Source organism: Providencia alcalifaciens DSM 30120 (assembly GCF_000173415.1).
GTDB classification, from domain to species: domain Bacteria; phylum Pseudomonadota; class Gammaproteobacteria; order Enterobacterales; family Enterobacteriaceae; genus Providencia; species Providencia alcalifaciens.
The window spans coordinates 31,074-45,032 of the sequence record NZ_ABXW01000015.1; the positions used below are offsets into that span (position 1 = coordinate 31,074).

Genomic DNA, 13,959 nt, shown 5'->3' on the forward strand with positions numbered 1-13,959 from the left:
TACAGGAGAAGAGGTTATGGCTGATTTTTACCTGCAAATTCGGACAAATTCGATGACGTTGAAAAACCTTGAGACTCACGAGGAGCATAGTGCTACCGGAGAGTTTTCAACCCAGCGAATGGTCGTCGGAGATTTTTTTAATGCTGAATCAGTCCTGTATCAATTGGTGTGTGATATGGGACTAAATGTCCGTCGCCCTTTCGCTTCTCGGCATCGTGTATTGGTACAAGCCCTTGAAATTATTGATGGGGGTGTCAGTCTGGTCGAAGAGCGCCTATTTACAGAAATGGTCTATGGGGCGTTTAATCGCCGCATTAAAAAAGTACTCGTCAGTCGCGATACTCTCCCCATGCCTCAGCGGCAAGCAAAAGCTTTATTGAGCTGTAAATAGTCGAGGAGTACCTATCCACAATGTTCTACAGTAAAACAAGCCATTAATAACCATTGATTATATCGCTTCATGAAAGACAATCTCTAATATATATGTTTTTATTGCGCAATCAGAAGTAGGTAATTTTTATACAAATATAAGAGATAGGAACATGGTTCAATTTTCCAGCCACAAAATAAATATACGCACCGATACGTTTCAGAGTGCTATTAGTAAGAAAAGCGGTAACAATAAGTTGTCCTCGAAAACACTCGATAAACTGCAAAAAGTTATAAATTCACAGTTTCAACTCAATGAGCAAGATATCGCTCATATTCTTGGGTATAAACAAATTTCGAGAACCGTAAATAAAAAAGCTATATCTCAATTCATCACTCAAATATCAAGTATTACCACGAATAAAAAGTGTTGTGCTATTTATCAAACACTGGAGGTTTGGAAAGAAAATGCACAAACATTAATACAAATAAAAAAACATCAAGGCAATGATGAAAAAACCATAGGAATTGGAGCAAGAGGACGCATTTACCGTTGTGGTGATTCAGTTGTCAAAAAATTTAAAACATTTGATCTTATCGCAGCCCAACATGAAATTAATATGTGTAACTTGTATAATCGCAAATCGAATAATGTTGTTCCTAATGCCATTATTGTCAATAACGCCATTAAAATGCCATTTATTAAAGGTAAGCTTCCAACTACTACTATTGAAACCAGTGAGGGAATAAAACAGCTCTACGAAAAAGGTTTTTTTATCGCTGACGCTAAACCCGACAACTTTTTGGTAACAGAAGATAATCAAATTGTACCTGTTGATTTTGGTTTAATTTTTACGGCTGATAACCTAAATTCACTCGATAAAAATATCAAAATTGAAATTGTTAGAGACTATCTTAAAGGTGGATACCGTTATATTTCTTCAGAATTGAAGCCGGTGTATATGCAACAAATAAAACAATTAGACCAAATATTAAGTGGTGATAGCCCTCTCCGTCATTTCAATGTTAAAGAGCTAAAAAAATCAGGATTTATGTGAATTTGATACCCCACAGTAAGGAGGGTGCTGTAAATGCCTCCCTTAAAATAAAAACCCGCATTTTAAAATGCGGGTTTTTTGTATTTATCTCAGCCACATTTCCGTGGCTGGATAGCACTATTATGCGTTATGGCTGCTGCTACGACGACGTGGCGCTGCATTGTTACCCTCTTGGCGTGGCGCTGAGTTACCACGCTCACCACGGTTAGCACCATCACGATTTCCACCACGACGGTTGCCGCTGAAACCTTCACGGTCTCCACCGCCACGACGACCATCACGATCGCCACCACGGTCATTGCGACGACCTGCACCGAAGCCACCTTCGCTACCACCTTCACGACGTGGGCCACCACGACGCTCACCGCCACCACGGCGTTCAAATGGCTGAGCATCACCGATCAGTTGCATTTGAGTTGGTTTGTTCAGGATACGTGCACGGCTTAAGTGAGTTAACACGTCAGCTGGCATACCTTTTGGTAATTCAATTGTAGAGTGAGTTCCGTACAATTTGATGTTACCAATGTAACGGCTGCTGATATCCGCTTCGTTAGCAATCGCACCAACGATATGACGAACTTCAACACCGTCATCACGACCCACTTCGATACGGTACATTTCCATATCGCCAACATCACGACGTTCACGACGAGCGCCACGATCACCGCGTTCTGCACGGTCAAAACCATTACCGTTGCTGTTACGGTCACGACGGTCATTACCACGACGGTCATCACGGTCGTTGAATTCACGACGTGGACGACGCGGTGCATCTGGTGGCAGGATCAGAGCGCGTTCGCCTTGAGCCATTTTCAGTAATGCTGCTGCTAAAGTTTCCATATCAACATCTTCCGATGGAGACATTTTCGCTAACAGTGAACGGTACTGATCTAAGTCGCTGCTTTCTAATTGCTGTTGAATTTGTTCAGCAAATTTAGCCTGACGACGTTGGCTTAACAGATCTGCATCTGGCAGCTCAACTTCAGGAATAGTCAGCTTCATCGTACGTTCAACGTTACGCAGCAAGCGACGCTCACGGTTTTCAACAAACAGTAATGCGCGACCCGCACGACCTGCACGGCCAGTACGACCGATACGGTGGACGTAGGATTCTGCATCCATTGGGATGTCGTAGTTAACGACTAAGCTGATACGCTCAACATCCAGACCACGTGCTGCAACGTCAGTTGCGATCAGGATATCTAAACGACCGTCTTTTAAACGCTCTAATGTTTGCTCACGCAGTGCTTGGTTCATGTCACCATTCAGTGCCGCACTGTTGTAGCCATTACGCTCAAGAGTTTCTGCAACTTCTAACGTTGCGTTTTTCGTACGAACGAAAATAATCGCTGCATCGAAATCTTCAGCTTCTAAGAAACGCACCAGCGCTTCATTTTTACGCATACCGTAAACAGTCCAGTAGCTTTGAGCGATGTCTGGACGGGTAGTAATGCTCGCCTGAATACGGATCTCTTTAGGATCTTTCATAAAGCGACGAGTAATACGACGGATTGGTTCTGGCATTGTTGCCGAGAACAGCGCAGTTTGGTGTTCTGCTGGGATTTGGCTCATGATGTTTTCAACATCTTCAATGAAGCCCATACGCAGCATTTCATCAGCTTCGTCTAATACTAAGCCTTTCAGGTTAGAAAGGTCTAAAGTACCGCGCTTCAGGTGGTCAAGCAGACGACCCGGAGTTCCTACGACCACTTGTGGTCCTTGGCGTAATGCGCGAAGCTGAACGTCATAACGTTGACCGCCGTACAGGGCAACCACGTTTACACGGTTCATATGTTTAGAGAAATCGCTCATTGCTTCAGCAACTTGTACTGCCAACTCACGAGTTGGTGCAAGAACTAAAATTTGTGGCGCTTTTAGATCAGCGTCGATGTTGTGCAGTAATGGCAAGCTGAATGCAGCGGTTTTACCACTACCAGTTTGTGCCATACCTAATACATCGTTACCATCCAATAACAATGGAATACATTGCTGCTGGATTGGAGATGGTTTTTCGTATCCCAGGTCGCTTAGTGCGTTCAAAATAGATGCTGATAAACCTAGATCAGCAAAAGACATATCGGTCTCAGTCGTCATGTAAAGGTGCCTCATACTTAATGGCGGCCAGTTTACATAACGGAGCGAAAATCATTTCGGTCATTATCATTTAAAATGTGAACTGGCTCAAATTGTGTTATTAAACGAACAAATAAACCCTCACCCATGATGGATGATGGTTTAAGAATTGATAGAGAAATGTTCGTCAGCTATTGCTGGCCCGATTCTAATAGGTCGTCTTGTTCTTGGCCTAACAGCGCCAATTCCAACAATGCGTAGCGGTGCTCAACAAAGCTGTGTGCGTTGTTAGCTACCGTCAGTTTGAATAACGCAGCCGCGCTATCCTTATCCCCCAGACTTAGGTAATGCTTACCTAAATAGAAGTTAGTTTCACTGAGATGCTCAGCGAGCGAAGTGTTATCCGTAGATGTCTCTTTCAAACGCTCCATCAATGTTGTTTCATTGATATTGCCAAGATAGAATTCTACGATATTCCAGCCCCATTGCCCTTTCTCCGCTTGATTGTAGCGGGCTGCAAGATTGTCTTGCGCCATACGCGGGTCTATGTCTTTTTCTACGAGATAAAGCCACAGAGTACGAAAAGGATCATTTGGATCTATCTGATAATACGCCAGCAGATCATCCTGCGCTAATTTGTATCGTCCACCGTAATATAATGCGATGCCACGATTCATACGCGCGAAATTGTAAGTTGGATCAAGCTCTAAAACAGAATCAAACGCTTCATAGGCGGCATCATAGTTGCCAGCCTGCGTAAAATATATTCCTAAAAAGTTAAAGATTTCAGGAATATCCGGACGGATTGACAACGCAGTTGAAAAATCATTACGTGCCAGCGCCCTTAAACCGAGACTATCATACAATACTCCGCGCTCATATAAAAGCTGCGCGTATTCATCATCGGTTAAAGATCGGCTCGCAAGGATTTGTTCCATACGAGCCAGAATCACTTCTTGTTGCAATGAAGGCTGCAATGGAACCGCGAAAACCTCGTTTTTACGCCAATCTTTATTACTACATCCAATAATAATAAAAAAGATAAACGCCGATAGCACACGAACTAAGGTGCGACTATCTAAAAAACGAAAGTTAATACAGTTCTGCATACTACGCCCTTACATTACCACTAGTCAGCAAATTTAGGCTGATAGCGCCCAAGTTTATCAGGCGCTACACTTTAGGTCAGCTTATTCTGCTGATTCCTGCTGTACTGGAGCTTCTTCACCAGCGACAGCTTCTTTCATGCTCAGGCGAATACGGCCTTGACGGTCGATTTCTAACACCTTAACAGGAACTTCTTGACCCATTTGCAGGTAATCAGTCACTTTCTCTACACGCTTGTCAGCGATTTGAGAAATGTGAACCAGACCTTCTTTACCACCACCGATAGCAACGAATGCACCGAAATCAACGATACGAGTCACTTTACCTTGGTAAATACGACCCACTTCAACTTCTGCGGTAATGTCTTCAATACGACGAATCGCTTCTTTCGCTTTCAGACCATCAGTCGCAGCGATCTTCACAGTACCATCATCTTCGATCTCGATCGTTGTACCTGTTTCTTCCGTTAATGCACGGATTACAGAACCACCTTTACCGATGACATCTTTGATCTTGTCTGGGTTGATGCGAATGGTGTAAATACGTGGAGCAAATTCAGAGATCTCTTCACGCGGGCTATTGATTGCTTGTTCCATTGTGCTAAGGATATGCAGGCGCGCACCTTTAGCTTGGTTCAGAGCAACTTGCATGATTTCGCGAGTGATACCTTCGATTTTGATGTCCATTTGCAGTGCGCTGATACCGTCACGGCTACCCGCTACTTTAAAGTCCATATCACCTAAGTGGTCTTCATCACCTAAGATGTCAGACAGGACAACGAAATCGTCACCTTCTTTCACCAGACCCATTGCGATACCCGCAACAGCAGCTTTAATTGGCACACCAGCATCCATCAGAGCCAGAGATGCACCACATACCGATGCCATTGAAGAAGAACCGTTAGATTCAGTGATTTCAGAAACCACACGTACAGTGTACGGGAATTCTGCTTGTGAAGGCATAACTGCCAGCACACCACGTTTCGCTAAGCGACCGTGACCAATTTCACGACGTTTAGGTGAACCAACCATACCAGTCTCACCAACAGAGTATGGAGGGAAGTTGTAGTGGAATAAGAAGCGGTCAGTGTATTCGCCCATTAATTGGTCGATAACTTGTGCATCACGCTCTGTACCTAATGTTGCAGTAACCAGTGCCTGAGTTTCACCTCGGGTGAACAGTGCAGAACCGTGAGTACGTGGCAGAACACCAGTACGAACGTCTAATGCACGAACCATATCTTTTTCACGACCATCAATACGCGGCTCACCACGGATTACGCGGCTACGAACAACTTGTTTTTCTAAGTGAGCAAGAATGTCTGACACTTCAGAAACATCAACGTTTTCGTCTTCAGCAACCAACGCGCCAATCACTTCTTCTTTGATCAGGTCAACTTGAGCATAACGCTCTTGTTTTTCAGTGATACGGTAAGCATCGCCCATACGGCTTTCAGCCAGTGCAGCAACACGGTCGTGCAGAGCTTGGTTAACTGGCTCTGGCTGCCAATCCCACTTCTCTTTGCCCGCTTCTTTCACTAATTCGTTGATATTCTGGATAACAACTTGTTGTTGGTCATGACCAAATACAACTGCACCCAGCATTTGTTCTTCGCTTAACAGTTCAGCTTCAGACTCAACCATTAATACTGCGCTGTCAGTACCTGCTACCACTAAATCCAGACGGCTTGATTTTAATTCGTCTGCAGTTGGGTTCAGAACGTATTGGTCGTTAATGAAACCAACACGTGCAGCACCGATAGGACCATTGAATGGAACACCAGACAGTGCCAGTGCAGCAGATGCACCGATCATCGCAACGATGTCAGGGTTAACTTGTGGGTTAACAGATACAACGGTAGCAATGATTTGGATTTCGTTCAGGAAGCCTTCTGGGAACAGAGGGCGTAATGGACGGTCAATCAGACGCGCAACTAAGGTTTCGCCTTCACCAGGACGACCTTCACGACGGAAGAAACTGCCTGGGATACGACCCGCTGCGTAAGTACGCTCTTGGTAGTTAACAGTTAAAGGGAAGAAATCTTGCCCTTCTTTAACTTTTTTCTGTGCCACAGCAGTCACGAATACTGCGGTGTCATCCATGTTTACCATCACCGCAGCCGTTGCTTGGCGTGCGATCATGCCGGTTTCTAATGTAACGGTATGCTGGCCATACTGGAACTTACGAACAATAGGATTTAACAAAATATTACCCTTTTTGTAAGGCTACGAGAGATTCTCACGTAGCATGGTTTATTTTCTGACTACAGCCTCGCGACTAATGAGAGGATTGATATTCCAATCATCAATCCTCTCATTAGCCGCGCGAATCGGATGTAGTTTTCAGTGGTTTTAATTAAAACAGTCAATTATCGATAATAGCTTAACATTTTAGTTAAGTATAATTCGAGTATTACTTCAACTTTCAACTAACTTTTAGAAGAAAAGGGGCCATTTGGCCCCTTTCCTCTGAAACTGACAAGATTAACGACGCAGACCCAGACGCTCGATCAGCGCTGTGTAACGTGCGATATCTTTACCTTTCAGGTAAGCTTGTAAACGACGACGCTGAGCAACCATACGCAGCAGACCACGACGGCTGTGGTGATCTTTTTTGTGCTCTGAAAAGTGGCTTTGCAGATGGTTGATTTGAGCAGTTAACAGAGCGATTTGAACTTCGCTTGAACCCGTGTCGTTTTCACCGCGGCCGAATTCAGCAACGATTTTCGCTTTCGCTTCAGTACTTAGAGACATAATAAACTCCAAAATAATATAAATTTAAGTGATGAGAGCCAATCTCTAATTTAGCATCTCAAGATTTAGCGCCGCCATTCTACGCTGCTTAAGACAGCAAAGCAATAAGCGCCATTATGCGGACGGTTCATTTTCAACGACCAAACGCTTTGGTGCAATACGTCCATCTTCACTAATCAGAGCAATACCGATAAACCGCTGCTCTGAACCGCAAGTGACACGAATCATATCGCCTTCTGCAAGGTCTTTGACATCACCACGCACAGGCTGACCCTGTTTAAAATACGCAGCCGTTTCTTCAGTGATATTCACCGCAGGAAAATGAACCACAGCGGTATCCATTGGCAATAATAGGGAATCGAGTAGGGATTCAAACGAACCTTCACCCGCATCCACTTTTGCCCGTAAAGCAGCTAATTGCTCCAAAGTGACCATACGATCGTAAGGATAATTTGCCACTTGTACACGACGCAGATACGTCACATGTGCACCACATCCAAGCATTTCCCCTAAATCGTCAATGATAGTACGAATATAGGTGCCTTTAGAGCAGTGAATTTCCAGTTCTAATTCATTGTTATCCCAACGAATAAACTGAAGTTCATACACCGTGATAGGACGCGCTTCACGCTCTACCGTAATTCCTTTTCTCGCATATTCATACAGTGGGCGCCCTTGATGTTTCAGCGCAGAATACATGGAAGGAACTTGCAGCGTATCACCACGAAAATGCTCTAGAGCCTCTTCGAGTTGCTTCGCGGTAAAGGTAATGTCACGCTCACAGATAATTTCGCCATGGGAGTCGGAAGTGTCCGTTCGCTGTCCAAGGCGCGCAATCACCCGATAACGTTTATCTGAGTCGAGTAAAAATTGTGAAAATTTCGTCGCTTCACCAAGACAGACCGGCAGCATACCCGTCGCTAACGGGTCAAGTGCTCCCGTATGCCCTGCTTTATTCGCGTTGAAAAAGCGCCGCACTTTTTGCAGCGCATCATTTGAGGAAATATCGGTGGGCTTATCTAACAGCACAACGCCGTCAATATTGCGCCCGCTACGACGACGCCCCATTATTTTTCCTCTTTACTATCTGTACCAGCACGACGTTCTTCGTCACTACGGATCACGTTTGAGACTAAGTTAGACATACGCATACCATCAACCAATGAGTTGTCATATTCAAACGTTAATTCAGGAATAATACGTAAACGCATCGCTTTCCCCAGTAATGAACGAATGAAACCTGATGCTTCATTTAAGGCTTTGATACCGTCAGCCACCATCTCTTCTTCACTTTTTTCATTCGCAAAGTTAAAGAAAGTAACAAAGACTTTACCGTATGCCAGATCCCGTGACAGCTCAACACCAGAAACGGTTGCCATTCCAATACGAGGATCTTTGATCTCACGCTGCAAGATAATCGCAATTTCTTTTTGCATTTCTTGCGCTACGCGCTGAGAACGACTGAATTCTTTTGCCATCGTTATATCTCCTGACAATAAAGGGGGCAATCGCCCCCTCATCAATACTATTTTGTCACCACAATCTCTCGTGGGTACTCACAAAATTAACCGTCGATTGAACGCTTAACTTCGATAATTTCAAAGACTTCGATCATATCGCCGGTACGGACATCGTTGTAGTTCTTAACACCGATACCACATTCCATACCGTTACGAACTTCACTAACGTCATCTTTAAAGCGGCGCAGTGATTCCAGCTCACCTTCGTAGATAACCACGTTATCACGCAGAACGCGAATTGGATTATTACGTTTGATGGTACCTTCAGTAACCATACAACCAGCAATTGCACCAAATTTCGGTGATTTAAATACATCACGGACTTCTGCAAGCCCCATGATTTGCTGTTTGTATTCTGGTGCCAACATACCACTCATCGCTTGTTTGATTTCATCAATCAGGCTATAGATAACTGAGTAGTAACGTAAATCAACACTTTCGCTTTCAACTATACGACGAGCAGATGCATCCGCACGGACGTTAAAGCCAAGAATAATCGCATTAGAAGCCGCTGCCAGAGTTGCGTCAGTTTCGGTGATACCACCCACGCCTGAACCAATGATTTTAATTTTAACTTCATCAGTTGACAGTTTCATCAGAGAGTCAGTGATAGCTTCACAGGTACCTTGAACGTCAGTTTTCAGTACAATATTCAGTTCAGAAACTTTACCTTCTTCCATGTTAGCAAACATGTTTTCCAGTTTAGATTTCTGCTGACGAGCTAATTTCACATCACGGAATTTACCTTGACGATACAGGGCAACTTCACGCGCTTTCTTCTCATCACGAACCACGGTAGCTTCATCACCGGCAGAAGGAACGCTGGACAGACCCAGAATCTCAACTGGCATTGAAGGACCCGCAGACAGCACTTCCTTACCTAATTCGTTGCGCATTGCACGAATACGACCATATTCAAATCCACACAGCACGATGTCGCCTTTGTTCAATGTACCTTCTTGAACTAAGATTGTAGCAACTGGACCACGACCTTTGTCTAGGTAAGATTCAACAACTACACCGCTTGCCATGCCTGCATAGACTGCTTTCAGTTCTAAAACTTCAGCTTGCAGTAAAATAGCATCTAACAGTTCATCGATACCGGTACCGACTTTCGCAGATACACCGATAAACTGAGTGTCACCGCCCCACTCTTCAGAAATAACGCCGTACTGAGACAGCTCATTTCTGACGCGATCTGGGTCAGCTTCTGGTTTATCCATTTTGTTTACCGCAACAACGATTGGCACACCCGCTGCTTTCGCATGCTGGATAGCTTCGATTGTTTGAGGCATAACACCATCATCCGCAGCAACAACCAGAACAACGATATCCGTTGCCTGAGCACCACGAGCACGCATTGATGTAAACGCGGCGTGACCTGGGGTGTCTAAGAAGGTGATCATACCTTTGTCAGTTTGAACGTGGTATGCACCGATGTGCTGAGTAATACCACCTGCTTCACCTGATGCTACTTTCGTTGAACGAATGTAATCCAGTAAAGAGGTTTTACCGTGGTCAACGTGACCCATGATAGTAACAACTGGCGCGCGAGGTTCTCTTACTGCGGAGCCAGTGTCACGGTCATTCATTACCGATTCTTCTAACTCATTCTCACGACGCAAAATAACTTTGTGACCCATTTCTTCTGCAACTAATTGTGCAGTTTCTTGGTCAATCACTTGGTTGATGGTTGCCATTGCGCCCATTTTCATCATCGTTTTGATGACTTGAGAGCCTTTAACCGCCATCTTGTTCGCTAATTCGCCAACAGTGATAGTTTCGCCGATAACGACATCACGGTTTACTGCTGCAACAGGTTTGGTGAAGCTTTGTTGTAAAGAGCTACCTTTACGTTGCTTACCTTTAGAGCGACCTGAACGACCAGCTGCGCGTTCTTCTTCGCGATCCGCTTTTTCAGAAAGTTTATTACCTTTCTTTTGACGAGGTGCTTTTGCGGTACGGTTACGTGAACGACGACCTTCTTCTTTCTCATCACTTTCATCTTCTGCCGCACGAGCGTGAGTAGATGTCGTTGTATGATAGTCGCTGTCTTCTTCAGATTTACTCTCTGAGTTCCAGTCTCCCGCTTTTTCTTCAGCCATTTTACGGGCTTCTTCAGCAACACGACGCGCATCAGCTTCAACTTTACGTTGAGTTTCTTCTTCCGCTTTGCGTTTCAGTTGGGCAGCTTCGGCTTCAAGACGCTGTTTGTCAGCGTTACTTTCTGTCGCCGCTTTGCTTGGTTTTTGATTTTCGCTTTGTTTCACTTTTTCTCTTTCCGCTACTTCGCGCGTAGCTTTATCAGCTGCTTCACGTTTTGCTTTCTCTTCGGCTTCACGTTTTGCGTTAGCTTCAGCGTCACGTTTTGCAGCATCTTCCGCTGCACGTTTCGCTTCAACTTCACGTTTTGCCAGTTCCTCAGCTTCGCGCTGTGCTTGCTCTTCCGCTTCACGCTGCGCCTGCTCTTCCGCTTGCGCTTCTTCAGCGTCGCGGTTCACATAAGTGCGTTTTTTGCGGACTTCAACATTTACCGATTTGCTTTTGCCACCGGTGACTGGAACACTCAGCGTACTACGAGTTTTACGCTGCAGTGTTAATTTACTTGGCTGACCCGCTGCTCCGCCTTGTTCACGGTTTAAGTGGTTCAGTAAAGTTTCTTTTTCAGTCTGGCTAACAGAGTCATTCGCACCTTTCGCGATCCCTGCTTCAGCAAATTGCTGTACCAGGCGTTCAACTGTGGTTTGAATTTCCGTTGCCAGTGATTTTACAGTTTCTGTCATGCCGTTCCTTCCTGCTACAGTGTTTACGCATCGTTTCCGAACCAGCAAATATTACGTGCTGCCATAATGAGTTCACCTGCTTTCTCATTATTCAGACCTTCGATATCAATCAGGTCGTCGATGCCCTGCTCAGCAAGATCTTCCAGTGTACAGATACCGTGAGTAGCCAAATTATAGGCCAGAGTACGATCCATACCATCAAGATTCAACAAATCTTCTGCTGGCTGATTATCACCCAAACTCTCTTTTTGAGCTAGTTCAATTGTGGTGAGGGCAGCTTTTGCTCTTTCACGTAGAACTTCAACGGTTTCTTCATCAAGACCGTCAATTTCCAGAAGTTCTTTAATAGGCACGTAAGCCAGTTCTTCTAATGTCGAGAAGCCTTCTTCAACAAGTGTTGTAGCAAACTCTTCATCAATATCTAGATGCTTAGTGAATGTTTCAATAGAAGCGTGTGCTTCTGCCTGATGTTTTGCATTCAGCTCTTCCGCTGTCATGACATTCAGTTCCCACTTGTCATCACCACGGTGGATTTTCAGTAACTGAGCCGCTAAGCGAACGTTTTGTCCATTACGTCCAATTGCTTGTGCTAAGTTACTGCTTTCAACGGCAACATCCATCGTACAGTTGTCTTCATCAACCACAATAGATGCCACATCTGCCGGAGCCATAGCATTAATAACGAATTGCGCTGGGTTATCATCCCATAACACAATGTCGATTCTCTCGCCGCCTAATTCACTAGAAACCGCTTGAACTCGAGCACCGCGCATACCAACACAAGCTCCAACTGGATCGATACGCTTGTCGTTCGTTTTTACTGCGATTTTTGCACGAGAACCGGGATCACGAGCCGCAGCTTTGATCTCAATGATTTCTTCGCCAATTTCTGGTACTTCGATGCGGAATAATTCAACCAGCATCTCTGGACGAGAACGAGTTACAAAAAGCTGTGCGCCACGAGCTTCAGGGCGAACATCATACAGGACTCCGCGGATACGGTCACCAGGGCGGAAGTTCTCGCGTGGTAGCATATCTTCGCGCAGGATCACAGCTTCTGCATTATTACCTAAATCTAAGGTAATGTTTTCACGGTTAACTTTTTTAACCTGAGCAGTGATGATTTCACCTTGTTGCTCACGGAATTGGTCAACCACCATCGCACGCTCAGCTTCACGAACTTTTTGTACGATAACTTGCTTAGCGGTTTGCGTGGTAATACGGTCAAATACAACTGATTCGATTTGGTCTTCGACGTATTCACCTAGCTGCAATGCAGGATCTTCAAATTGTGCAGCTTCCAGTGTAATTTCACGCGTTGGCATTGTGACTTCCTCAACAATCACCCAACGACGAAACGTATCGAAATCACCCGATTTACGATCGATTTCTACGCGAACATCAATCTCTTGCTCATATTTCTTTTTCGTTGCTGTCGCCAGCGCAGTTTCCAGAGCCTCGAAGATTTTTTCACGAGGGAGGGATTTTTCGTTAGAAACCGCTTCAACAACAGCCAGAATTTCTTTGTTCATCCTAGTTGCCTCATTGAACTTAATTAAAAGTGTGGTACTAAGTTAGCTTTCTGGATGTTGCCGAGGGCGAACACCTCATCCTTACCATCTACAGTAACCGTAATCATTTCACCATCAACGGCTTTGATAATTCCTTGCCATCTACGACGGTTCTGCATCGCTATACGCAGTGACAGAGCCACTTCTTCACCCATAAAACGCTCATAATGAGCGATGGTGAACAGTGGACGTTCCATACCCGGTGACGATATCTCAAGGTTATAAATCACAGAAATTGGATCTTCGACATCCAATACTGCACTCACTTGATGGCTGACATCAGCACAGTCATCAACAGTGATGCCTTCTTCACTATCAATGAAAATACGCAGTGTCGACGTACGCCCGCGAACAAATTCTAAGCCTACAAACTCAAAGCCTAGTGCTTCCACTGGTGCCGAAACCATCTCTGTTAATTTTTGCTCTAATGTGGACAAGCCCACCCCCAGACATAAAAAAAGGGCATAAAGCCCAGTTAATTCGATTGTCAAATAACAAAAAACCCCGAAATTCGGGGCTTTTGTAACTGGACCCATAGTGCATGGGTTTACCGTGCTCTTAGTATACCTTGAAAATCTAGATAAATCGATGAGAAATTACGATAACGATATCTGATATTGTTGCTGCAAGATATGTTTGACTAAGAGAAATGGTTGCGGGAGCTGGATTTGAACCAACGACCTTCGGGTTATGAGCCCGACGAGCTACCATGCTGCTCCATCCCG

Annotated in this window: 11 protein-coding genes; 2 read left to right on the forward strand and 9 right to left on the reverse strand. The window is 44.7% G+C overall.

All coding sequences use genetic code 11. The features are described from left to right. Positions 1-16 precede the first annotated feature (16 nt). Complete coding sequence (locus tag PROVALCAL_RS04590) at positions 17-391, forward strand: YjaA family stress response protein (protein WP_006657954.1); 375 nt, start codon at positions 17-19, stop codon at positions 389-391. A 151-nt stretch (positions 392-542) separates the two neighbouring features. Then, positions 543-1,427, forward strand: coding sequence for an AarF/UbiB family protein (locus PROVALCAL_RS04595; RefSeq protein ID WP_006657955.1), 885 nt, complete (start codon positions 543-545; stop codon positions 1,425-1,427). A gap of 120 nt (positions 1,428-1,547) precedes the next feature. On the opposite strand, the gene PROVALCAL_RS04600 is transcribed toward PROVALCAL_RS04595, so the two are convergent. From PROVALCAL_RS04600 to rimP, 9 genes are all read right to left on the reverse strand, one after another. Beyond that, complete coding sequence (locus tag PROVALCAL_RS04600) at positions 1,548-3,521, reverse strand: DEAD/DEAH family ATP-dependent RNA helicase (protein WP_006657956.1); 1,974 nt, start codon at positions 3,519-3,521, stop codon at positions 1,548-1,550. Positions 3,522-3,691: 170 nt separating this feature from the next. Next, a complete protein-coding gene (gene nlpI / locus PROVALCAL_RS04605) occupies positions 3,692-4,609 on the reverse strand; it encodes a lipoprotein NlpI (RefSeq protein ID WP_006657957.1) in 918 nt (305 codons plus the stop codon). Between the two features lie 81 nt (positions 4,610-4,690). After that, the gene (gene pnp / locus PROVALCAL_RS04610; RefSeq protein WP_006662414.1) at positions 4,691-6,811 is read right to left on the reverse strand and encodes a polyribonucleotide nucleotidyltransferase; all 2,121 of its coding nucleotides are present in this window, start codon (positions 6,809-6,811) and stop codon (positions 4,691-4,693) included. 279 nt (positions 6,812-7,090) lie between these two features. Continuing rightward, positions 7,091-7,360: a 30S ribosomal protein S15 gene (gene rpsO, locus PROVALCAL_RS04615; RefSeq protein ID WP_006657959.1), complete on the reverse strand. Its 270-nt coding sequence runs from the start codon at positions 7,358-7,360 to the stop codon at positions 7,091-7,093. 114 nt (positions 7,361-7,474) lie between these two features. Then, the gene (truB, locus tag PROVALCAL_RS04620; protein ID WP_006657960.1) at positions 7,475-8,428 is read right to left on the reverse strand and encodes a tRNA pseudouridine(55) synthase TruB; all 954 of its coding nucleotides are present in this window, start codon (positions 8,426-8,428) and stop codon (positions 7,475-7,477) included. Next, positions 8,428-8,838 (reverse strand): 30S ribosome-binding factor RbfA, encoded by a 411-nt coding sequence (rbfA, locus tag PROVALCAL_RS04625; RefSeq protein WP_006657961.1) that lies wholly within the window; start codon positions 8,836-8,838, stop codon positions 8,428-8,430. Before rbfA ends, truB begins: the two co-directional genes overlap by 1 nt. A gap of 86 nt (positions 8,839-8,924) precedes the next feature. Then, the gene (gene infB / locus PROVALCAL_RS04630; protein WP_006657962.1) at positions 8,925-11,663 is read right to left on the reverse strand and encodes a translation initiation factor IF-2; all 2,739 of its coding nucleotides are present in this window, start codon (positions 11,661-11,663) and stop codon (positions 8,925-8,927) included. Positions 11,664-11,686: 23 nt separating this feature from the next. Further along, on the reverse strand, positions 11,687-13,195 hold the full coding sequence (gene nusA / locus PROVALCAL_RS04635) for a transcription termination factor NusA (RefSeq protein ID WP_006657963.1): 1,509 nt from the start codon (positions 13,193-13,195) through the stop codon (positions 11,687-11,689). 23 nt (positions 13,196-13,218) lie between these two features. Next, positions 13,219-13,671, reverse strand: a complete 453-nt coding sequence (rimP, locus tag PROVALCAL_RS04640) for a ribosome maturation factor RimP (protein WP_006662411.1) — start codon at positions 13,669-13,671, stop codon at positions 13,219-13,221. Positions 13,672-13,959: the final 288 nt, after the last annotated feature.